This is a genomic window from Prevotella aurantiaca, from assembly GCF_015262605.1.
In the GTDB taxonomy this organism is placed as follows: Bacteria; Bacteroidota; Bacteroidia; order Bacteroidales; family Bacteroidaceae; genus Prevotella; species Prevotella aurantiaca.
Genome location: NZ_JABZSJ010000047.1, coordinates 1 through 21334 on the forward strand (window position 1 = coordinate 1; position 21334 = coordinate 21334).

Annotated in this window: 18 protein-coding genes and 2 tRNA genes; 12 read left to right on the top strand and 8 right to left on the bottom strand. The window is 40.0% G+C overall.

Going from position 1 to position 21334, the window contains the following annotated elements:
* Positions 1–169: 169 nt before the first annotated feature.
* Positions 170–2683, bottom strand: a complete 2514-nt coding sequence (locus HXN26_RS08305) for a TonB-dependent receptor (RefSeq protein ID WP_273160575.1) — start codon at positions 2681–2683, stop codon at positions 170–172.
* A gap of 151 nt (positions 2684–2834) precedes the next feature.
* Between HXN26_RS08305 and HXN26_RS08310 the strand changes: the two genes are divergently transcribed.
* Positions 2835–2906 (top strand) — tRNA-Arg (locus HXN26_RS08310).
* A 45-nt stretch (positions 2907–2951) separates the two neighbouring features.
* The gene (locus HXN26_RS08315; RefSeq protein ID WP_273160576.1) at positions 2952–3746 is read left to right on the top strand and encodes an ADP-ribosylglycohydrolase family protein; all 795 of its coding nucleotides are present in this window, start codon (positions 2952–2954) and stop codon (positions 3744–3746) included.
* A 298-nt stretch (positions 3747–4044) separates the two neighbouring features.
* Here the strand turns inward: HXN26_RS08315 and argR are convergent, their stop codons facing one another.
* Positions 4045–4524, bottom strand: coding sequence for an arginine repressor (argR, locus tag HXN26_RS08320; RefSeq protein ID WP_025000413.1), 480 nt, complete (start codon positions 4522–4524; stop codon positions 4045–4047).
* A 390-nt stretch (positions 4525–4914) separates the two neighbouring features.
* Here argR and HXN26_RS08325 point away from each other — a divergent pair, with 390 nt between their 5' ends.
* The 7 genes from HXN26_RS08325 (at position 4915) to HXN26_RS08355 (ending at position 11906) form a co-directional block, all read left to right on the top strand.
* Positions 4915–5733: an ABC transporter ATP-binding protein gene (locus HXN26_RS08325; RefSeq protein WP_273160580.1), complete on the top strand. Its 819-nt coding sequence runs from the start codon at positions 4915–4917 to the stop codon at positions 5731–5733.
* A gap of 24 nt (positions 5734–5757) precedes the next feature.
* Positions 5758–6489, top strand: a complete 732-nt coding sequence (locus tag HXN26_RS08330; protein WP_273160583.1) for a GIN domain-containing protein — start codon at positions 5758–5760, stop codon at positions 6487–6489.
* Positions 6490–6536: 47 nt separating this feature from the next.
* The gene (locus HXN26_RS08335) at positions 6537–7373 is read left to right on the top strand and encodes a hypothetical protein (RefSeq protein WP_273160585.1); all 837 of its coding nucleotides are present in this window, start codon (positions 6537–6539) and stop codon (positions 7371–7373) included.
* Positions 7374–7451: 78 nt separating this feature from the next.
* The gene (locus tag HXN26_RS08340; RefSeq protein ID WP_273160587.1) at positions 7452–7814 is read left to right on the top strand and encodes a GntR family transcriptional regulator; all 363 of its coding nucleotides are present in this window, start codon (positions 7452–7454) and stop codon (positions 7812–7814) included.
* A 238-nt stretch (positions 7815–8052) separates the two neighbouring features.
* A complete protein-coding gene (locus tag HXN26_RS08345) occupies positions 8053–10077 on the top strand; it encodes a M13 family metallopeptidase (protein ID WP_273160589.1) in 2025 nt (674 codons plus the stop codon).
* A gap of 709 nt (positions 10078–10786) precedes the next feature.
* A complete protein-coding gene (locus HXN26_RS08350; RefSeq protein WP_025000540.1) occupies positions 10787–11107 on the top strand; it encodes an iron-sulfur cluster assembly protein in 321 nt (106 codons plus the stop codon).
* A 34-nt stretch (positions 11108–11141) separates the two neighbouring features.
* Complete coding sequence (locus HXN26_RS08355; protein ID WP_025000539.1) at positions 11142–11906, top strand: UDP-2,3-diacylglucosamine diphosphatase; 765 nt, start codon at positions 11142–11144, stop codon at positions 11904–11906.
* Between the two features lie 304 nt (positions 11907–12210).
* Here the strand turns inward: HXN26_RS08355 and HXN26_RS08360 are convergent, their stop codons facing one another.
* The 5 genes from HXN26_RS08360 to xerD form a co-directional block, all read right to left on the bottom strand.
* The gene (locus HXN26_RS08360; RefSeq protein ID WP_273160594.1) at positions 12211–13416 is read right to left on the bottom strand and encodes an acetate/propionate family kinase; all 1206 of its coding nucleotides are present in this window, start codon (positions 13414–13416) and stop codon (positions 12211–12213) included.
* 85 nt (positions 13417–13501) lie between these two features.
* Positions 13502–14542, bottom strand: coding sequence for a phosphate acetyltransferase (pta, locus tag HXN26_RS08365; RefSeq protein WP_025000537.1), 1041 nt, complete (start codon positions 14540–14542; stop codon positions 13502–13504).
* A 646-nt stretch (positions 14543–15188) separates the two neighbouring features.
* Positions 15189–15259 (bottom strand) — tRNA-Gln (locus HXN26_RS08370).
* Positions 15260–15505: 246 nt separating this feature from the next.
* Complete coding sequence (locus HXN26_RS08375; protein WP_025000536.1) at positions 15506–16681, bottom strand: hydroxymethylpyrimidine/phosphomethylpyrimidine kinase; 1176 nt, start codon at positions 16679–16681, stop codon at positions 15506–15508.
* A 29-nt stretch (positions 16682–16710) separates the two neighbouring features.
* Positions 16711–17643 carry a site-specific tyrosine recombinase XerD gene (gene xerD / locus HXN26_RS08380; RefSeq protein ID WP_273160597.1) on the bottom strand — a complete coding sequence of 311 codons (933 nt, stop codon included), beginning with the start codon at positions 17641–17643 and terminating at the stop codon, positions 16711–16713.
* Between the two features lie 65 nt (positions 17644–17708).
* On the opposite strand from xerD, the gene aroQ reads away from it, so the two are divergent.
* Together aroQ and HXN26_RS08390 are read left to right on the top strand one after the other, a co-directional pair.
* Positions 17709–18143, top strand: a complete 435-nt coding sequence (gene aroQ, locus HXN26_RS08385) for a type II 3-dehydroquinate dehydratase (protein WP_273160599.1) — start codon at positions 17709–17711, stop codon at positions 18141–18143.
* A 17-nt stretch (positions 18144–18160) separates the two neighbouring features.
* Positions 18161–18799, top strand: a complete 639-nt coding sequence (locus HXN26_RS08390; RefSeq protein ID WP_273160601.1) for an O-methyltransferase — start codon at positions 18161–18163, stop codon at positions 18797–18799.
* Positions 18800–18896: 97 nt separating this feature from the next.
* Here HXN26_RS08390 and kbl read toward each other — a convergent pair whose 3' ends face one another.
* Complete coding sequence (kbl, locus tag HXN26_RS08395; protein WP_025000532.1) at positions 18897–20084, bottom strand: glycine C-acetyltransferase; 1188 nt, start codon at positions 20082–20084, stop codon at positions 18897–18899.
* 187 nt (positions 20085–20271) lie between these two features.
* Here kbl and HXN26_RS08400 point away from each other — a divergent pair, with 187 nt between their 5' ends.
* Positions 20272–21225 (top strand): NAD-dependent epimerase/dehydratase family protein, encoded by a 954-nt coding sequence (locus HXN26_RS08400; RefSeq protein WP_273160603.1) that lies wholly within the window; start codon positions 20272–20274, stop codon positions 21223–21225.
* Positions 21226–21334 lie beyond the last annotated feature (109 nt).

A 21334-nucleotide genomic window follows, 5' to 3' on the forward strand; every position in this document is an offset into this window, starting at 1 on the left:
TTCTTCTTAGTACTACTGCCGTTTTTCGTATAATAAAATGAACACATCAAGCCCTCAAGCTAGCTGTGTTTTACTTTGTATTGTTGCTTTTAATATAAAATGAAGGCATATCAAATGTTGTCTGATATGCCTTCTTTGGCTATCTCCAATGTAGAAAAGAGCATTACATTTACTCCCCTCCTCCATTTCCGTATGGCTGACTTCCGAAGTCTTCATCCATCTCCATATTGTTGTCTTTCTTCTTATTCTTCTTCGAATTTCCGAAGTTCCATGTAAGCGTAAAGCGGAAATTGCGCCCAGAACGCCAGCTTTCTTGATTGCGAGTAAACGACTCGCTGCTGGTATAAGTCTTCCATCTGCGTGTATCGAGCAAGTCACGACAGTTTACCGACAGCACTAACATCTTGTTAAAGAAGCTCTTTCTGAAACCAAAGTCTATGCTTCCGCTTGGTTCTCTATAGCCTTGAGCCAGCGTTTGGCGGCTGTTGTAGTTACCTGTAAGCTGAACCGACATATCGTATGGCAGCATAAGACTTGCCTGCATACGTGCATTCCATGTGAAACTGCTATTGCCTTTTCCTATAATTGTCTGCCTATCGATGTCGAAATTAAACCCATCGAGCTTGTAATAGTAGAAGTTTGCTGAAGTAGAGAGGTTCAAAATGCGGAACAACTTGTTCTTTGCAGTAAGCTCTAAACCCGTAGCTGTACTCTTAGCAACGTTGAAATTGGTTTGATAAAGCAGTCCATCGGTTGAGTTACGATAAGTAATGCGTTGCATCACATCGGTAGTTGGACGATAATAAGCCGATACTAACAGCGAATGTTCAGGCCAAGTGCGCAGATAGTTCAACGAGAACGAATTGCTATATTCTGGTGTTAGCTCAGGATTACCGAACGAAATAACAGTTGCATCGCTTGTGTTTCTGAACGAATTAAGCTGTCCTCCCCATGGTCTACGCAGGCGACGAGTGTAGTTTAATTGCAGTTGGTCGTTCTGAGTTAGCTGATAACTCATAAAGATACTTGGGAAAAGCTGGAAGAAATCCTTCTCGAAAGGCGTACTTCTCAAGCTTGGATTGTGTTCCTGAGCCCACGAATAGCTTTCCGTATTCACCTTCCAGTATTCGCCACGGAGGCCTGCCATCAAACCGAACTTGCCCATATTATAAGATAAGGTGGTGTATAGGGCATGTATGTTGTTTTTATATATAAAGCGATTATAGTAGAGTTGGTCTTCCACAGGGTTATATCCTGCCCAGCTGTTGCGGTCTACAAAGCTTTCTTGTGGTGTATTTTCTTTCGACAAGTTGGCTTGATAACCAGCCTGAAGTCGCAACGCTTTTGATATTTGATTTTCGTAATCGAGCTTTATTTCCCATGAATTATTGTTCACATACATAGGTTTGCGCTGATAGTTTCCACTTGTTCCAGGCATTGCTTTAGGATAACCAGCTGCATCAAAATAGGTGGTTGAGTCTTGATAAATATTCTCGTTGTCTGCCTTCCACTTATCGTAGCCCACACTAAAGTCCAAGTAATGCTTATCAGAGAAGCTGTGTCGATAGTCGAATTCAAGGTGCATCATGTGCGAATCGTTGCTGCTGTTGCTGTTACGATACATCAAACTGCTGTTAATGGGCGAACCAATGGGTCCGTATTCATATGGTGTAAGGCTACCATTATTATGTTTTCCGAGTGTAAACATACCACTCAGCGAGATGTCGTCCTTCTTTGTAGCATGCAATGTTATGCCTGCACGTGTGAAAAGGTTGTTGCCTTGTCCTTCGCTAAGGCTTTTATATCGTTGATAAGTATTTGTGTTGAAGTTGTTTTGTTCGCTCCACACCCCTCCTTCTTTCTTATTATGGCGATAGCCAACATTAGCATAGGCATCGATTAACGAACTGTTGTAGTTGATACTTACCGATGTGTTGGCACCTCCTCGTGTATCTCCTCCAGCCTGAACGCTACCATAATAGCCCGCTTTAAGGTTCTTTTTTAAGACAATATTGATGATACCTGCCGAGCCTTCAGCCGAAAATTTCGACGAAGGATTATCAATTACTTCTATACGCTCTATGCTTTCGGCTGGCAATTGTTGCAATATGCTGGCACGATTGTCGCTTGTTAGCCCCGACGACTTACCATTTATCCATATCTCAACACTTGAATTACCACGCAACGATACGTTGCCGTCATTATCAACCTCCACGCTTGGTATGTTTTCCAATACGTCTGAAGCTGCTCCGCCCGCATTAGCTATCTGCTGATCTACGCTGAATGTCTTGCGGTCTACCTCTAATTTCATGTCCGAACGCTGGGCCGTTACCACCACTTCGCCAAGCGATTGGGCGTCTTCAGACATATAAAGTGCCATAAAACTCTTGTTAGGCGCAGTTGCTGTAAGGCTGAACTTTCTCACAACATCTTTGTATCCGATACTACTTGCGGTAAGTGTGTAGTTACCATTAGGAACATCTTGTATTACGAAATGCCCTTCGGTGTCGGTTATAGCACCTTTAAGTATTTTGTCGCTCCCTTCTTTTCGTATCACGATATTTATGAATTCAATACCTGAATCAGTCTTTTTGTCTAATACTTTGCCCTTCACAGAGCCTTGTGCAAGCGTTGCTGTCGTATTCAATACAACGAGTAGCAATAACGTAATCATCTTGTTCATAACATAATCTAAGACTTTTCTTACGATTAAAAGTTTAACAGAAAACGAAAAAAAAGTAGCAAATAACTAATAAAACACTTTTTTTTGCTATCTTTGCATAGGATTATGTGTGCGTAAAAAAGGCTATACGCAACAATAAACCAAGCATAATGCCCTTGTAGTTCAATGGATAGAACACGGCTCTCCTAAAGCTGAAATATGAGTTCGATTCTCATCGGGGGTACAACATTACTAATTTCTGGACGTCTTAATTAAACTATTCCACTGTATGCTTGGAGCAATTATAGGAGATATTGTAGGTTCACGCTTTGAATTTGGACCTGTACCGGAAAAAGATTTCGAGCTTTTCACCGACGAATGTTCTTACACTGACGACACAATCTGCACTGTTGCCATTGCCGATGCCGTTCTAAACGGACGCTCTTATAAGGATGCGCTGTTGGATTGGTGCCACCGTTACCCTACTCCAATGGGCGGATACGGCAACATTTTCAGCAATTGGCTGCACGAAATCAACCCGCAACCGAAGAATTCGTACGGCAATGGTGCCGCCATGCGCGTTAGTCCAGTGGGCTGGCTCTTCTCGGATTGGGAGGAAGTAATAGACGAAGCCAAAAAAACGGCAGAGGTTTCGCACAACCACGAAGAGGGCATCAAGGGTGCACAGTGCATTGCCGAGACTATATGCTGGCTACGACACATGCGCTTTACCAAGTCTGACGTAGAGCGAAAAATACGAAAATTTTATGCATACGAGCTACCATCAATGCGCGATATACGCAAGATTGGAGCACAAAACCATTTCGACGCTACTTGCCAGGAAACGGTTCCGATGGCTTTGCGATGCTTTTTGGACGCCAATAGCTTCGAGGAAACAATACGTTTGGCTGTGCTTTGCGATGGCGACACCGATACAAAGGCTTGCATAGCGGGTTCGGTTGCCGAAGCATACTACGAAATTCCAGAGTCGATGGCAGAGAAAGCATTCAGCTATTTGCCCGATGATATGTTGGAAATCCTATCTCAATTCTACGACAGAATACAATCGGACATCAGCAGATAAACTGGTAATACACCCTTATATTTTTAAAAATACAAGGTCAAAATTATGTAAACATTTTTTCAAAGCATAATTATTGTGTAACAACCTTTATATCAACACGTTGCAATAGAGCCTGTTTTGCATTGCAAAAGTGCCTATTTTGCACGATAAAAGCGCCTGTTTTGCGATACAAAACAGGCGCTTTTGCAATGTCAAACCGATTCTTTCGTTTTAACTCCGAAATACTTTTACAAATACGAAGTACTTTTCCTATAAAATCGTTATGTTAGAATTTTGTTTTATCCTTCTCGTTGTTACGTTATGCTGTTAGTTCAGGAATAACGAAAGAGAGCGATTTCAGTACTTCATCGTGTGTACAACCCTCCTTAAAAACAATAAAAATCGTATCATCACCAGCTATCGTTCCCAATATCTCGGGCAAGTCGCTATTATCTAAATTATAGGCAATCGCACTGGCATAGCCTGGGCGTGTCTTTATAATAGCCATCTGACCTGAGAAGTGAATGGAAAGATAACCGCTACGAAGAAGCATCTCTGATGCCTTTCCAGGGGTAGAAACACGCTTATACATTGTGTCGTTAGGGAGCACATAAACATATTTTCCTCCCATTGAGGCAGCCTTTGCCACCTTCAACTGCTTGAGGTCGCGGCTCAACGTAGCCTGTGTTAGCTTAAAGCCTTCCTTCTCTAACGCTTTGATAACTTCTTCTTGTGAACTCAACTCCATGCTTGAGATAAGCATCTTAATAGTCTCTAATCTTTTAGTCTTTACTTTCATATTGCGGCATATCTATGCGTTAAACATGTGCAAATATACATATTGTTTTTTGTTTATGCAAGAAATATATTAAAATTCTTACTTTTAATAGTTCTTTTTTCGCCTCTCATACAAAATCATCGAATATTTTTACAACAAAATGAATATGCATATTGCATTTTCTTTTCAATTGACTTATATTTCAATTACTTTTCTTGCATTTCATAATATTGCTTTTATATATAATAAGGTGTAATCCTATTAAAATGCAATAGTAAAAGAAATATTTCACTATTTTATGAAAAAAGTTGCCCAAAAGTTTGGAGGTAATGAAATAAAACAATACTTTTGCAGTGTACTATTAAAGTATTACAGTATTAAACAACATAACAATTAAAAATATAAACGGCTATGATTGAAATCAAAAACTTAGTATTCAGTTATCCAGGAAACAAGAAAAAGGTGTTCGATGGATTGAATCTTACACTCCAAGGAAACCAAGTTTATGGTCTGTTAGGAAAGAATGGTATGGGTAAAAGTACCTTGCTTTACCTAATATCAGGCTTATTACGCCCCAAAGGTGGAGAAGTTTACATCGATGGAATGGAGGCTAAAAAGCGCCACCCAGAGATGCTTCGCGAGATATATGTAGTGCCAGAAGAATATAATCTTCCCGATCTCACGCTGAAGCAGTACGTAAAAGTTCACCAAGACTTTTACCCTCGCTTCAGCGAAGAGATCCTATTTAACTGCTTAAAAGACTTCGAAATGGAGTCAGACATTAACTTCAAGCACCTCTCAATGGGTCAGAAGAAGAAGATTTATATGAGTTTCGCAGTGGCTTCATGCTGCCAGCTGCTCCTGATGGACGAGCCAACAAATGGTCTTGATATTCCTTCTAAGGCTCTTTTCCGCAAGGTGATAGCAGGAAATCTACCCGCTGACTCTTCACTTATTATCTCTACACACCAAGTACACGATGTAGAGCAGCTGCTCGACCATGTGTTTATCCTCAACAACTCGGAGATGTTGGTAAACGCATCGGTAGAAGACATTGCGAAAGAATACGAGTTTAGCTATCGCAATAGCAACGAAATGGACAGTAGCGTGCTCTACGCCGAACCATCATTGCAAGGCAATGCTGTAATAGCACGCAGAAAACCAGACAGCCCAGAGACTACTATCAACTTAGAGTTGCTCTTTAATGCAGCTACTTTAGGCAAGTTATAATAATATGTAAAAGGAGACAATAACATGAAAAAGATATTTGGTTTTACATTTAATATTTGTCTTTCGCTATTCATTTTCGGTTTGTTATTTGCATCATGCATACGTAAAAAGCAAGAATTTGGCAAGCTAAGCACAAAAGAAATTAAGACAGAATCATTCAAAGATATTGAGATTCACGACAACATATCAGTAAAAATCATTCCTGGCAACACAACTAAGGTAGTTCTGAAAGGCAAGGAAAAACTGGTTAAAGAAACAGAAGTAAAAGTTAAAGATGACGTATTGATTTTATCAAATGTAAGCGATAAATTCAATAACAAAAGGGAGATAGATTTAGGAAGACACGATAGCTATGACTATTTTATCGAGGCTATCATCACAATACCTACCTTACGAAAGATTAAGCAAGTAGGAAACTCGTCTATAGACATCAACAAACCGATAACAGGAGACAATGTTGACTTTTACATTTTCGGTAATTCCTCTATTGATATCACAGGTCTTACAGCAAAAAAGCTAACGATGAAGTTAGAAGGAAATGCTAGTATTGATTTGTCGAAGCTAACCATAAACGACTTAAATATGAATATTATGGGGAATAGTTCAGCAGATATAGACTTTGCCTTGGGCAATAATGTGAACGTAGATGTACTAGGCAATTGTTCTGTAACACTCAAAGGTGTAACCCGCAACAAGCCAATCTATACAATGAGGGGTATGGGAAGCATAGATGACCAAACCACTCGTGCTAAATAAAACAAATAAAAAAACATCATAAAACAAAAATAAACAATACTATAAATATGGAAACTTTCAATATACAAAGATTTGGTAATGTGTTCTTAAGACTCCTTATGGTAAGGAAAAAAGAGTACGTCAAACTATTCTTAGGAATAATTTTGGGGGTTGCCCTAACTTATTCCTTCGCATACAACCCATTCAATCTTGAGGCAATAAGCTACGATTATCATGAACAAACCATGTTTGCAGCCACATTTTTTATATTCTATGGCATTATAATCTTATTTACTGTTAGTGGTGGAAATATTATTTCTGACTTGAAAACAAAGCAAAAAAGGATAAATGAACTAACATTGCCAGCAACCAACCTGGAAAGGTTTACTGCACGCGTATTAGGTGTTACTATTGTTCCTTTGGTACTTACAATAGTCGCTTTCTTCGTAGGCGACCTCTTGCAGATGCTCATTAACATGCTACTACATCAAGGAACATATTATTCAGCAACTAAGTTTATGCATGAATTTCTGAGTTATCTGATAGATGATAAGATCCTATCATTTTTTTACATAGACCATAATGCATATTTTGCCATTATCGTAATGGGCATAATAAATATGAATGCGATTTATATGTTGGGTGGTATGTTATTCAGAAAAACACCATGGCTGCAAACATCTTTAGTACTCATGGGTATTGGTATAGCGTTTTCAGCCTTGTTTTTAAGCTATGCTTTCTTCGTAATAGAAAATACAGAATACACTTTATACATACCAGAATGGATGCAAACGACTTGGTGGAGCATATTTATTAACGCCATTCAGATTGTTCTTTGGTACTTCTTATCTTACCGCATCTACTGCAGATTGCAGGCCATCAACACTCGCTGGCTAAATATTTAAACAGTTATTGCATGTGGATAGGGCTGTTCGCAGCCCACCACAACCCCCTCTCTCAACTTCAATAGAAAGGATTTAATTATGAATTTCAATAGTAACAAGGCAATATACGAGCAGATGGCAGAACGCCTTTGCGACGAAATAATTGCCCAAAACTACAAGGCAGACGACCGAATCCCCTCGGTTCGAGAATACGCTATCATGCTTCAGGTGAACACAAACACTGCTGTTAAAGCGTATGAGCTACTCGCTCGCGAGGAGATAATCTACAATAAGCGAGGCTTAGGCTATTTCGTGTCGTCCAATGCACGTACGAGAATACTCGCACAACGCAAGAATGAATTTATGAACGATATGCTACCAGAAGTTTTTAGACAGATGACGCTGCTCAATATCGATATCAAAGAGATTGAAAAACAGTGGAACCTAATACAACCTGTGTAGCTTTTAAGGAAATATGATGTTATATCCCATCGGACATAACATCATATTTCGTAAAACCCTATAAAGTAAGTCGGGGCACATACTTTACGCTTTAAAAACTTGCTACATATAAAAATTATTTATAATATTGCAGTGAATTTAGCATAATATATAGGAGTCTCACTGAAAATCGTGGGGCTTTTGTGCGCAAAAAACGTCAATAAAGAAATATTATAACAACAAAATAACAACTTAAAACATGAAAAAGAGAACACTAATAGCAGCTTGCCTGTTTGCGGCAATGACTGCTAATGCTCAAAACACAACGTCAGGTATCGATAAAAAGAACATGAACCTGAACGTGAAACCAGGCACTGACTTCTACCAATACGCTGCGGGCGGTTGGTTAAAGAACAATCCTTTGGATGCAGAACATACCAATAACGGTGCCTTTACAGACCTTTTCGAAGAGAACCAAAAGCGTATTCAAGAGCTAATCATGGAGTATGCCAACAAGCCACAGCCACAAGGAACGCTCGGACAAAAGCTTGGAAGCCTCTATAATATGATGATGGACAGCGCACGCCTAAACCGTGAGGGCTGGACACCGCTGAAACCAACACTCGATCGTATTGCTGCTATCAAGAGCAACAAGGAATATCAGGTTGTAACAGCGCAGCTTGACCGTCGTGGAGAAAACACTATGATGTACGGAATTGGCGTAGGTGCCGACATGCGCAACGCATCTATGAACATCGTTTCTATTGGTCAAGGCGGCTTAGGTATGGGTACACGTGACTACTATCTGAACAATGATGCGCAGACAGTGAAGGTTCGCGATGCTTACAAAGCCTATATGAAGAACCTTTTCAAGATGGTTGGCAACGACGAAGCTACTGCTGAGAAGAAGGTTGAAGCCATAATGGCCATCGAAACACGCATAGCAAAGGCAAGTTATTCGAACGTTCAGCTCCGCGATACAGATAAAAACTATCACAAGATGAGCTACAACGAACTCGTAATGAACTTCCCTGGCATCGACTGGGGTAATGTTTTCCTTCAGACAGGCTTCCCTCCTTTCGATGCAGTAGACGTTGGTCAGCCTGAACCAATACATGAAGTAGAGAAGATTCTCGCCGAAACAAAGTTGGAAGACCTTAAGGCTTACGCTGAGATTAAGGTTATATCAGGTGCTTCAAGCCAGCTGAGCGATGCTTTCCGTGCTGAAAGTTTCAAGTATAACAGCGTTGTAAGCGGTGCACAACAAGACCGTCCACGTTGGAAACGTGCCGTAGGTACTGTGTCAAGTGTATTCGGTGAGGCTGTAGGAAAGCTCTATGTAGAGAAGTATTTCCCTGAAAGCAGCAAGAAACACATGATAGAACTCGTGAAGAACCTGCAGGAAGCACTCGCACAACGCATACAAGAATCAACTTGGATGAGCGCTGCAACCAAAGCACAAGCAAAGGATAAGCTCGACAACTTCATTGTTAAGATTGGCTATCCAGACAAGTGGCGCGACTACAGCGGGCTACAAATAGACGAGAAACTATCGCTCTATGCTAACATGCAGAACGTTAGTGAATTCTTCTTGCAAGACGAATTAAACAGAAAAGTAAACAAACCAGTAGACAAAATGGAATGGGGCATGACGCCACAGACCATCAATGCCTACTACAATCCTACTACAAACGAAATCTGTTTCCCTGCTGCTATCCTCCAACCTCCATTCTTTGACCCTAACGCAGACGATGCAGTGAACTATGGTGGTATCGGTGCTGTAATCGGACACGAGATGAGTCACGGCTTTGACGACCAAGGTTCGCAGTTCGATAAGACTGGTAATCAACGCGATTGGTGGACCGCACAGGACAAGAAGAACTTCCAAGATCGTTCAAAAGTTTTGGTAGACCACTTCAGTAAGGTAGAGGTTGTAAACGGCAAGAAGGTGAACGGCCAACTCACTTTGGGCGAAAACATCGGTGATAATGGTGGTTTGAACATCGCATTCCGTGCTTTACAGAACAGCATGAAGAAGAAACCATTGAAGGTTATAGACGGTTTCACACCTGAACAACGCTTCTTCCTCTCATGGGCACGTGTATGGGCAGGCAACGCTCGCCCTGAATACCTCGAGTATCTCATCACTGTTGACCCACACTCGCCTAACATGGCACGTGTAAACGCTGCGCTCCCAGAAATCGATGCATGGTACGATGCATTCAAAATCAAGAAGAGCGACAAGCTCTTTATCCCTGCTAACAAGCGCGCTCACATCTGGTAAGCAACACTAAACGCACGGCAGCAGATAACTAATAGGCTGCCACAGTAATATATTAAAATCCCTGTAAGCAAGTTATTATACTGCTTACAGGGATTTTTCTTACTTATAACATACTTTCTAACTATTATCCCTACAAGCGTAACATGGTGTTTTAAGACCACACACAAGCATGGAAACAACTTCATTTAAGAACAAAAAGAAAGCAGAAAGTTTGTAAAGAAAGTTCACGAGTACAACCAACACTCAATAAACTGAATATCAACGCATTGCAACACCCATTGTTTTGCGTTGCAAAAGTGCCTGTTTTGCACGCCAAAAGTGCCTATATTGCAGCGCAAAACAGGCTCTTTTGCAATGCAATAGTATCTATACTGCTTTTTATTTGTGTTTTTCTTTACAAATAAGAGCGGTTTTATAAGCAAACTACTCTGACTTTTTAAGAACAAAATAGGCGAAGTCTTCTCTAACAGTCTCACCACTTTGATGGTGCGAAAAATAAAAGACATCATGCCTTAATGCAGTTATCTTGCCCGCACATTTACACACTAACAATCGAAAAAATAGTTCTTTAAATACAGACTAAAACGTCTTAACAGACAGCCAATTGGCAGAAAATAGTTAGCAAATAGCATACGAATGTAAAATATAATCGCTATCTTTGCAAATATTAGGTAGCCTTTAGCAAGGCCTTTAACGAAGTAAAAAGATTATGACACAAGAAGAAAAAACAAAGATAGAAGAAGAAATTGTAGACGTTTTAAAGACCGTCTACGACCCCGAAATACCTGTAAACATATACGACCTCGGTATGATTTACAAGATAGATTTGCAGGAAGACGGAACATTGGAAATGGATATGACTTTCACTTCGCCATCTTGTCCTGCAGCCGACTATATCTACGAGGACGTAAGAACAAAGGTAGAGGGTGTGAAAGGTGTAAAAGTTGCTAACATAGAACTTGTCTTTGAACCCACTTGGGACCAAAGTATGATGTCGGAAGAAGCACGTGTAGAACTCGGCTTCGACTAATTTCACCCGTAGTAAACAACCAAACTGTAAGATAATGAAGAATGTTTATTTCCTTTCCGATGCCCATCTCGGTTCGTTAGCCATAAAGCACCGACGAACACAAGAGCGACGTTTAGTGCGCTTTTTGGACAGTATAAAGGAGAAAGCAGAAGCAATCTATCTGTTAGGAGATATGTTTGACTTTTGGGACGAGTACAAACACGTTGTCCCGAAAGGCTATACACGCTTCTTGGGAAAGATTTCTGAACTTACAGATATGGGGGTAGAGGTACATTATTTCGTAGGAAATCATGATATTTGGACCTACGGATACTTGGAAGAAGAGTGCGGAGTAATACTGCACAGACGCGATATTACAACCGAAATTCACGATAAGGTATTCTACTTAGCACATGGTGACGGGCTTGGAGACCCTGACCCGCTGTTCAAAATACTGAGAAAGATATTCCATAACCGTGCCTGCCAGCGACTATTGAACTTCTTTCACCCATGGTGGGGAATGCAATTAGGACTTGGTTGGGCTAAAAAGAGCCGACTGAAACGTACAGATGGAAAAGAACTTCCCTTCCTTGGAGAAGAGAAAGAATACTTAGTGCAATATACCAAGGAATATATGAAGACGCATAAAGATATAGATTACTTTGTATATGGGCATCGACACATAAAGCTCGACCTTATGCTTGACGACAAAGTGCGTATGTTTATTCTTGGAGATTGGATATGGCAGTTCACTTATCTCGTATTTGATGGAGAACATACCTTCCTCGAAGACTATGTGGAAGGGGAAAGCTTGTTATAATAAAACACTTTTATAACATTATCTTTCCTTCATTCTTTCTTATTGATTACGAGTTCGTTGAAAGAAAAAGGCCGTTCGTTGAATAAATTTGGACAGTTAAACGAAAGAGTGTATATTTGTAAACAGTTTTTAAATAATAAAAAACTAACACTCTCAAAGAGTAGAAAAAGATGTGATAAATAAAAGATAGAAATTCATCATTTAGAATAAAACTCAGGTTTGTAGATTAAGTTTAGTCAAAAAGGTGGTTGTCGTGATGACAACCACCTTTTACCTTTTAGGAGATAAAAACCTATCTTCCTTTTTATTTCTTCGCTGCCATCACAAGCTCTTGTGTGTCGCGAGCAATTACAATTTCTTCGTCGGTAGGTATCAAAACAACCTTTACCTTTGAGTCATCGGTAGAGAGAACACGCTCAACACCGCGGCACTTGTTCTTCTCTTCGTCCATCTTAATACCAAGGAACTCCAGTCCTGTGCATGCATCCAAACGAAGACCTATTTGGTTTTCGCCTACACCTGCAGTCCAAATAATTATATCAACACCGCCCATGGCTGCTGCATAAGCACCAATATACTTCTTAATGCGGTATGTATACATCTTTAAAGCAAGGATAGCACGTTCGTTTCCAGCAGCTTCAGCAGCCTCAATTTCGCGCATATCAGAACTAATTCCAGTGATACCGAGTACACCGCTCTCCTTGTTAAGGTAGTCTGCCATTTCTTGTGGAGTCTTTCCAAGCTTCTCCATCATATAGGTTACGGCAGAAGCATCGATGTCTCCACAACGTGAACCCATCATCATACCTGCCAAAGGAGTAAGTCCCATTGATGTATCAATAACCTTTCCGTCCTTGATGGCAGCCATTGAAGCACCGTTACCAATATGGCAAGTGATTATCTTTTGGCTCTTATAGTCAACTCCAAGGAATTCGCAAGCACGCTTAGAAACGTAACGATGACTTGTTCCATGGAAGCCATAACGACGTACATGATACTTTTCGTACATTTCATAAGGCACAGCATAGAGGTATGCATGAGGAGGCATTGTGCTGTGGAAAGCATTATCGAACACTGTTACCTGTGGTGTATGGGGCATCAATGAATCTACTGCTCTAAGACCACGGAGGTGTCCTAAGTTGTGAACAGGTGCGAGATCGATGAGACTTTCTATACCTTTTTCAACTTCTTTGGTTACGATACAGCTCTTTTCGAAGAGGTCTCCACCCTGCACAACACGGTGTCCAACAGCGTCAATCTCGTCCAAACTCTTCAATGCACCATACTTTGGGTCAAGCAAAAGTTCGAATACAAACTTAACACCTTCCTTGTGATCGGGCATATCATGCATTATTTTCTCCTTGCTTCCGTCCGGTAAGGTAACCTTAACAAACGCTTCGTCCAATCCAACACGCTCTGCGCCACCTTGTGCAAGTACACTTTCGTCAGTCATATCGTACAACTTGTACTTGATAGAGCTACTGCCACAATTTAATACTAATATCTTCATAATGTCATTTTTGTTTTCTGATTAAAATAAAATAGAGGAGTTAAAGAACTGTTGTGCGCTCTCTAACTCCCCTTAATTCCTTAATTTACGCCTTAGAATCTTGTGCCTGGCAAGCTGTAATAGCTACCATATAGTAGATATCATCTACCGAACATCCACGTGAAAGGTCGTTTACTGGACGTGCAATACCTTGAAGGATTGGGCCAATAGCAGTAGCACCACCAAGGCGTTGAACCAACTTATAGCCGATATTTCCTACTTCGAGGTTTGGCACAACAAGTACGTTTGCCTTGCCTGCAATATCAGAATCCTTAGCTTTCTTAGCAGCAACAGCAGGATCGAGGGCTGCATCAGCCTGCAATTCGCCGTCTACTCTTAAGTCAGGATACTTTTCTTTTGCTATTTTTGTAGCCTCAACAACCTTGTCAATAATATAAACGCTCTTACCAGTAGCCTTATCTATTGCATCGGTTGCAGAACCTTTGGTAGAGAAACTAAGCATAGCTACGTTAGGATTCTTAAAGCCTGCCACACTTCTTGCGGTTGCTGCAGTAGTATAAGCAATCTGTGCCATCTGCTCAGCTGTTGGATTTGGTGTTACTGCAACATCACCCATAACTACCACACCGTTCTCTCCGTATTGTGCTTCGTGCGTCAATACGAGCATAGCACCACTTACAACGCTAACTCCAGGAGCGCATTTAATAATCTGCAATGCAGGGCGAAGTGTATCACCAGTAGTTGAAAGAGCACCCGAAATCTGTCCGTCTGCTCCTTCTGTCTTTATAATCATGCAACCTAAGTATAGGTTATTCTTTACCAACTCGCGTGCTTTCTCAATCGTCATACCCTTTTTCTGACGCAGTTCAGTAAGTTTTTCAGCGTATTCCTCACTGCGTGGGTTGTTCTCAGGGTCTATAATCGTAGCCTTGTCAATATGTTTTAACCCCCATTCGCCAGCCAACTTCTTAATGTTATCAGGATTACCGATGAGAATTAATTCTGCAATTTCATCGGCTAATACCTTGTCTGCAGCTCTAAGAGTTCTTTCTTCCTCTGCTTCCGGAAGCACAATGCGCTGCTTGTTCGCTTTAGCACGTGCGATAATTTGGTTAAGTAAATCCATAGTATATTTTTATTTTTTAAATGTTTTATGTCTATTTTGCGATGCAAAGATAGCAATTTCGACCTATAAAACCAAAATAAACGTACTTTTTTACACCTTATTAAAATAATAAATTTTGCTATGTTGGTTTGATGTTTTAAAAGATATGGTTGGACATTATTAAGCAAAATAGAATCTCAAATAGCTTTGCTTGTTTCTACACAAAAGCTTTACAATTGTACCTTTATACAGCAACAACCCCTTTTTATCCGTTTTTTCTTTTATGTAAGCAAGTAGTACCAAAAACTTGCAAAGTCATAGATTAAAGTTCTAAAACCTACCATAATCAATTGATTTAAATCAATAAAACCAACAAATTGGTAATTTTGTCGGCATAATATTTTCATTATCGAATAAATCACCCTATCTTTGCATCGTGTTTTTCATAGTATTAGATTTAAGGTTAACAAAGGTTGGAGTACAGCGGTACTCCTTTTTTTATGCCCATAAGTGAAACCATCATAATTCAACAAAATTATGACGAACTTGCCTTACAGATGGTTCAGTTAGAAAAACAGGGAGTAATTCTTATCTTATTGCGTAAAAAAGAAAAACGGTTAACATGCTGTAAACAACATATTAACCGATAATAAATCTTTATAAAAAGTTGTCCTAGGCGGATTCGAACCACCACAAACAGAACCAAAACCTGTTGTGCTACCATTACACCATAGGACAATTGCGGGTGCAAAGATAATGCTTTTTTGCATTATACACAAATTTTTTATGGAGAAATTGCATTATTTTATGCTTTAAGGAACCTTCATCTGGCTTGTACTAATTGACTTAACTGTTTTTAAAACCATATTTCAGATTTATCTTAACCGACTTTACCTTATTTAGAACTCTTGTTTCTTACTTATCTTCATAGGTTTTACAACATTCCCATACCATGCTTTTGATATTACAAACGGAGCCTACAAGTTACGGAAACTGAGTATCTACTGCTACGCTTCTTGCCTGTTTCCGATATTGTCCAGGCGCACATCCTTTCATCTTTTTAAAGAATTTGTTGAATTGTACTTGCGATGAGAAACCGAAAGCAAAGGCTATTTCCTGAATATTTCGGGTTGTTCCAGCCAGATTTGCTTCTACCTCTTTTATTATATAGTCATCAATCAGCTGTTTCGGAGTTCGTCCTGCAACACGCCGTGTTACTTGTGCCAAGTAGCGAGGAGTAACGTTTAGCGCATTAGCATAGAATCTTACTTCTCCCGTTTTGCGGTGATTGGCAGCAATGTTATCCATCAATTGGTTATACAATTCCAACATTCTGTCAGATATAGTTTGCCTTGGTAAGTCACTACTATGATCAAGCAACTGTGCATTTGTACCAAGATTAGAGTCGGCAGAGCGCAAAATAAGTTGACACATATAATCTGAAGCTTGTCCGATAGCACATTCTAAAGTATCGCCTGCACATAGATGAACAGCTACTGCCGATGTAAAGGCACCACCAGATCCATGTGTAATTCGGTCTATAAAGCCAGGACGTGTATAGAAATGGGCTACTGTGCTATTGCTTTCCACCAACACATCGGTGAGAGAAGCCTTAGTTATAACTCCTCCCTGCAGTGCTACAGCTTCGCAACCAAACTGCAATATCTTCCTTGCCATTTGTTCCAACGCTTCGTTGCTGTGTGTTTCACCCTCCTGTAACATATAAGCAGCACTATTTTGCTTCATGATTACGATACTACTCAAAGGGAAAAGACATTGTACCATTGCGTCTACCACCTTCTTAGGCATGAGCATTTTGCCTTTACTACTGATAATAACGGCATCTAAAAGTACAAATTCTGGATTATACTCGTGCAACAATCGCTCCACAGTAAATACTTGTTCCACATTTCGAAGCATACCAATCTTCACCGCATTAGGTTTTAAATCGTTCAATACGGCACGAATCTGCATATCCAAAACTTCTGCAGGAATATCGTAAAGTTGTCGTATGCCTTCAGTGTCCTGCGCCGTAACCGAAGTAATAGCAGTTGCAGCGTATGCCCCTAACATGGTTATGGTTTTTATATCAGCTTGTACACCAGAGCCACCTGTACTATCTGAACCAGTAATGGTGAGTATGGTTGTTTTCTTTTCCATTGTCCGTGGTTGTTTTCGTTATTGTTTTTTTATTGCTCAAACTCTTTGTTGTAAGCAATATTTCGTGGGTGATGGTTAAGAATTTCCTCTCGCAATGTTGTTGTATCAATGTGCGTATAGATTTCCGTTGTACCGATACTTTCATGCCCAAGCATTGCTTGAATAGAGCGTAAGTTGGCTCCTCCCTCAAGCAAAGCAGTAGCAAAAGAATGTCGTAGTGTGTGTGGCGATATTGTTTTCTTTATTCCAGCCTCCCGTGCGTAGTTCTTTATCATTATCAGAATCATAGTTCGGGTAAGATGTGCTCCTCTTCTATTCAAGAAAACATAATCCTCTTCTCCCTCTTTTATCTTCATTTGGTTACGATCAGCAAACCAAAAATCTAATTCTTTCAATGCTTTTGGCGATATTGGTACAAGGCGTTCTTTAGAACCTTTACCCATAACGCGAATAAATTCCTCCTCTCGATAAAGGTTGGAAAGCTTCAGATGTGTAAGTTCCGACACACGCAAACCGCAAGAAAACAGTACTTCTATAATAGCACGATTACGATGTCCTTCCCATTTTGACAAATCAATGGCGCGTTCCAGCATATCAACTTCAACTGTAGAAAGTACTTCTGGTAAATGTTGTGGCTGTTTTGGCGATTCAAGAAGTTCGGTTGGGTCTGATTCCATGTAACCATCAAGCACTAAAAAACGATAAAATTGTCTGACACCGCTCAATATTCGGGCCAGCGACCGAGCACCTATACCAAGATCACACACAGTTGCTGCAAAATTCTCTATATCTTCTAGCTTTGCCTCTTGTGGTGTCTTCTTTTCACCAGCAAGGAAATTCAGCAACTTTTCTAAATCGCGAATGTAAGCATCAAGCGTATTTGGCGAATAGTCTTTCTCTAGCTTCAGATAACGCTGATACTTACGAATAAGATTAGAAGATGTTTCTTTGCTCGTTTCCATATTATTGTGTATTTTTGCAGCCGTAGTGCGCCAATTGGTGCAAAGATAAGTAATTTCTGTGTAATATGAAAATAATCATCATCAATGGTCCTAACCTTAACCTCTTAGGGAAGCGCGAACCAAATATCTACGGCAGCCTTTCTATGGAGGAATACTTGCTTAAACTTCGTGCAATGTACTCCGATATCGACATTGAATATTATCAAAGCAATGTAGAAGGAAAACTTATTGACAAGTTGCAAGAGGTTGGATATACCTACAACGGCATTATATTGAACGCTGGAGCATACACTCATACCAGCATTGCGCTTCAAGATTGTATTCGTGCCATTACAGTTCCTGTGGTGGAAGTACATATAAGTAATGTGAAAAACCGTGAGGAATATCGTCACCATTCAATGATTACACCAGCTTGCATCGGTACTATTCAAGGATTTGGAATGAACTCTTACCGCTTGGCAGTAGAGGCTTTAAAAGGTATAGATAAAACATCTGAATAGTAAAAGATCAAGTAACGATGACAGAAACCGAACAATTAGATAAGTATATTCTCGACCATATAACTCCAGAAGGAGATTATTTATATCGACTTTACAGAGCAACAAACATACACACCATTCACGGACGAATGGCCAGTGGACATCTGCAAGGTCGCCTTCTGAAGATGTTGGTACAAATGATACAACCGAAAAACGTGCTGGAAGTGGGCACTTTCAGCGGATATTCTGCCATTTGTATTGCCGAAGGACTACCTGAAGATGGCAAACTTTATACGTTTGAAATAAACGACGAAATGGAAGATTTTACACGTCCATGGATAGAAGGCTCGGCAGTTGCACAAAAAATAGATTTCCGTATTGGTGATGCAAATATCGAAGCGCCTAAATTAGGCATTACTTTCGATATGGTTTTTGTAGATGGTGATAAGCGTACATATCTTGAAACCTACGAAACAGTTTTGAAAATGTTACGCTCCGGTGGTTATATACTTGCCGACAATACACTTTGGGACGGCCATGTTACCGATAAAGCTTACGACCGCGACCATCAAACACAGGGTATTCGCAAATTTAACGATTTTATTGCGCAAGATGACAGAATAGAAAATGTAATACTTCCATTGCGAGATGGGCTGACCATTATACGGAAAAAGTAAAGATAAAATAGTAACCGTACTTTTAATTCATAAAACATAAACAATAAAGGTGGATTTAAATCCACCTTTATTGTTTTATAATAATTGTATCAGAATCTTATTTCAGCACACCGAGTTCTTTACCAATCTTAATGAAAGCGTTGATACACTTGTCGAGTTGTTCACGATTGTGACCAGCAGAGATTTGAACACGGATACGTGCTTCGTTCTTTGGAACTACTGGATAGTAGAAACCTGTAACATAGATGCCTTCGTCGAGCATCTTTGAAGCATAAACTTGTGAAAGTTTAGCATCGTAAAGCATAACAGCGCAGATAGCACTTTGTGTTGGTTTGATATCGAAACCAGCTGCCATCATCTTATCGCGGAAATAGTTTACGTTCTCAACCAACTTATCGTGCAATTCGTTGCTTTCCTTCAACATCTTGAAAACTTCGAGACTCGCACCAATAATGCTTGGAGCCAAAGAATTAGAGAAGAGATAAGGACGGCTACTTTGACGAAGCATATCGATAATTTCCTTACGGCCAGTAGTGAAACCTCCGAGAGCACCACCGAATGCCTTACCGAGTGTACCAGTATAAATGTCTACACGACCATAAGTTTTGCAGAGTTCGCTTACACCATGTCCTGTTTCTCCAACTACACCTGCAGAGTGGCTTTCGTCAACCATAACAAGTGCATTATATTTTTCAGCAAGGTCGCAAATCTTATCCATTGGAGCAACATTACCGTCCATAGAGAATACACCATCAGTTACAACAATACGGAAACGTTGTGCCTGTGCTTCTTGTAAACATTTCTCCAACTCTTCCATATTACCATTTGCATAACGGTAACGCTTAGCTTTACAAAGACGAACACCGTCGATGATTGAAGCGTGATTCAATGCGTCAGAAATAATAGCATCTTCTTCGTTAAACAAAGCGCCAAATACACCGCCGTTTGCATCGAAGCAAGCTGCATAAAGAATAGTATCTTCGGTTTGGAAATAATCAGAAATAGCAGCTTCTAATTCCTTGTGGCTATCTTGTGTTCCGCAGATAAAACGTACAGAAGACATACCGAAACCACGCTTGTCCATCATATTCTTTGCACCTTCAATAAGGCGAGGGTGATTAGACAAACCAAGATAGTTATTAGCACAGAAGTTCAACACATTCTTGCCTTTAACAAAGATTTCTGCTTGCTGTGGTCCTTCAATAATACGTTCTTCCTTGTAAAGACCTGCATCTTTAAGTCCTGCGAGTGCTTCGCAGAGATGTTCTTTCATTTTACCATACATAGCATTAAAGTTTTTAATTATTTTCAAGTACAAAGGTCTTGATATTTTTTGAAAAAAGGAACTTAAATTCTGATTATTTTAAATCAAGCCCTTTTTTTTATACAACATTAATACTTTTAATTCCTAAATTAATCAAAAAAGTAGTTAACTTTGCGCCATAAAACAAAAAAATCTATTCAATAATAATATGAAAAATATTTTGGTTATTGGCTCTACAGGCCAGATTGGCTCAGAGCTTGTAAGAGAATTGCGCAACATTTACGGTGGCAACAACGTAGTTGCAGGTTTCATTAAAGGTGCAGAACCTACTGGCGAACTTCTTGAAGGTGGTCCATCGGCTGAATGCGATGTTACCAACCCTGAAATGATTACTGCAGTAGTGAAGAAGTACAACATCGACACAATCTACAACCTTGCAGCATTATTATCAGTAGTAGCAGAAGGAAAACCACGTTTGGCATGGAAAATAGGAATTGATGGTCTTTGGAATATTCTTGAGATTGCTCGCGAAAACAAGTGTGCAGTGTTCACACCAAGTTCTATTGGTTCGTTCGGTCCAAGCACTCCTCACGACATGACACCACAAGATACTGTTCAGCGTCCAGGAACAATTTATGGAGTTTCTAAGGTTACTACCGAGTTACTTTCAGACTACTATCAGAAAAAATATGGTGTAGACACCCGTTCGGTACGTTTCCCAGGTATTATTTCATACGTAACACCTCCAGGTGGTGGTACAACCGACTACGCTGTAGATATTTATTATTCAGCAGTGAAAGGCGAAAAATTTGTATGTCCTATAAATAAAGGAACCTACATGGATATGATGTATATGCCAGATGCATTGCATGCAGCTATTTCTTTAATGGAAGCCGACCCAACAAAGCTTATTCACCACAATGGTTTCAATGTTGCGGCTATGAGTTTTGAACCAGAAGAAATATTTGCTGAAATTAAGAAACACAAGCCTAACTTTGAAATGGTTTACGATGTAGACCCATTGAAGCAAGGTATTGCTGACAGCTGGCCAGATCGTTTGGACGACTCTTGCGCTCGTAGCGAATGGAACTGGAAACCACAATACGACCTCAAGAGCATGACTGTAGATATGCTCGAACAGCTCAGCAAGAAATTGCTCTAAGCTAATGTAAAAGTAAGTGGAGGTTGAAAGAAATCTCCCAAAAGATAAAAGAAAAAAAAGAGGGTGTGTCAAAATTGATACATCCTCTTTTTTATGCACAAAGCTCCGA

Bases quoted from the DNA above. Each gene is read 5' to 3' on its own strand.
- HXN26_RS08325 (WP_273160580.1), top strand. From the start codon at position 4,915: ATGATTGAAATCAAAAACTTAGTATTCAGTTATCCAGGAAACAAGAAA.
- HXN26_RS08375 (WP_025000536.1), bottom strand. From the start codon at position 16,681: ATGGAAAAGAAAACAACCATACTCACCATTACTGGTTCAGATAGTACA.
- HXN26_RS08355 (WP_025000539.1), top strand. From the start codon at position 11,142: ATGAAGAATGTTTATTTCCTTTCCGATGCCCATCTCGGTTCGTTAGCC.
- HXN26_RS08350 (WP_025000540.1), top strand. From the start codon at position 10,787: ATGACACAAGAAGAAAAAACAAAGATAGAAGAAGAAATTGTAGACGTT.
- aroQ (WP_273160599.1), top strand. From the start codon at position 17,709: ATGAAAATAATCATCATCAATGGTCCTAACCTTAACCTCTTAGGGAAG.
- HXN26_RS08305 (WP_273160575.1), bottom strand. From the start codon at position 2,683: ATGAACAAGATGATTACGTTATTGCTACTCGTTGTATTGAATACGACA.
- xerD (WP_273160597.1), bottom strand. From the start codon at position 17,643: ATGGAAACGAGCAAAGAAACATCTTCTAATCTTATTCGTAAGTATCAG.
- HXN26_RS08390 (WP_273160601.1), top strand. From the start codon at position 18,161: ATGACAGAAACCGAACAATTAGATAAGTATATTCTCGACCATATAACT.
- kbl (WP_025000532.1), bottom strand. From the start codon at position 20,084: ATGTATGGTAAAATGAAAGAACATCTCTGCGAAGCACTCGCAGGACTT.
- HXN26_RS08360 (WP_273160594.1), bottom strand. From the start codon at position 13,416: ATGAAGATATTAGTATTAAATTGTGGCAGTAGCTCTATCAAGTACAAG.
- HXN26_RS08400 (WP_273160603.1), top strand. From the start codon at position 20,272: ATGAAAAATATTTTGGTTATTGGCTCTACAGGCCAGATTGGCTCAGAG.
- HXN26_RS08340 (WP_273160587.1), top strand. From the start codon at position 7,452: ATGAATTTCAATAGTAACAAGGCAATATACGAGCAGATGGCAGAACGC.
- pta (WP_025000537.1), bottom strand. From the start codon at position 14,542: ATGGATTTACTTAACCAAATTATCGCACGTGCTAAAGCGAACAAGCAG.
- HXN26_RS08335 (WP_273160585.1), top strand. From the start codon at position 6,537: ATGGAAACTTTCAATATACAAAGATTTGGTAATGTGTTCTTAAGACTC.
- HXN26_RS08315 (WP_273160576.1), top strand. From the start codon at position 2,952: ATGCTTGGAGCAATTATAGGAGATATTGTAGGTTCACGCTTTGAATTT.
- HXN26_RS08330 (WP_273160583.1), top strand. From the start codon at position 5,758: ATGAAAAAGATATTTGGTTTTACATTTAATATTTGTCTTTCGCTATTC.
- argR (WP_025000413.1), bottom strand. From the start codon at position 4,524: ATGAAAGTAAAGACTAAAAGATTAGAGACTATTAAGATGCTTATCTCA.
- HXN26_RS08345 (WP_273160589.1), top strand. From the start codon at position 8,053: ATGAAAAAGAGAACACTAATAGCAGCTTGCCTGTTTGCGGCAATGACT.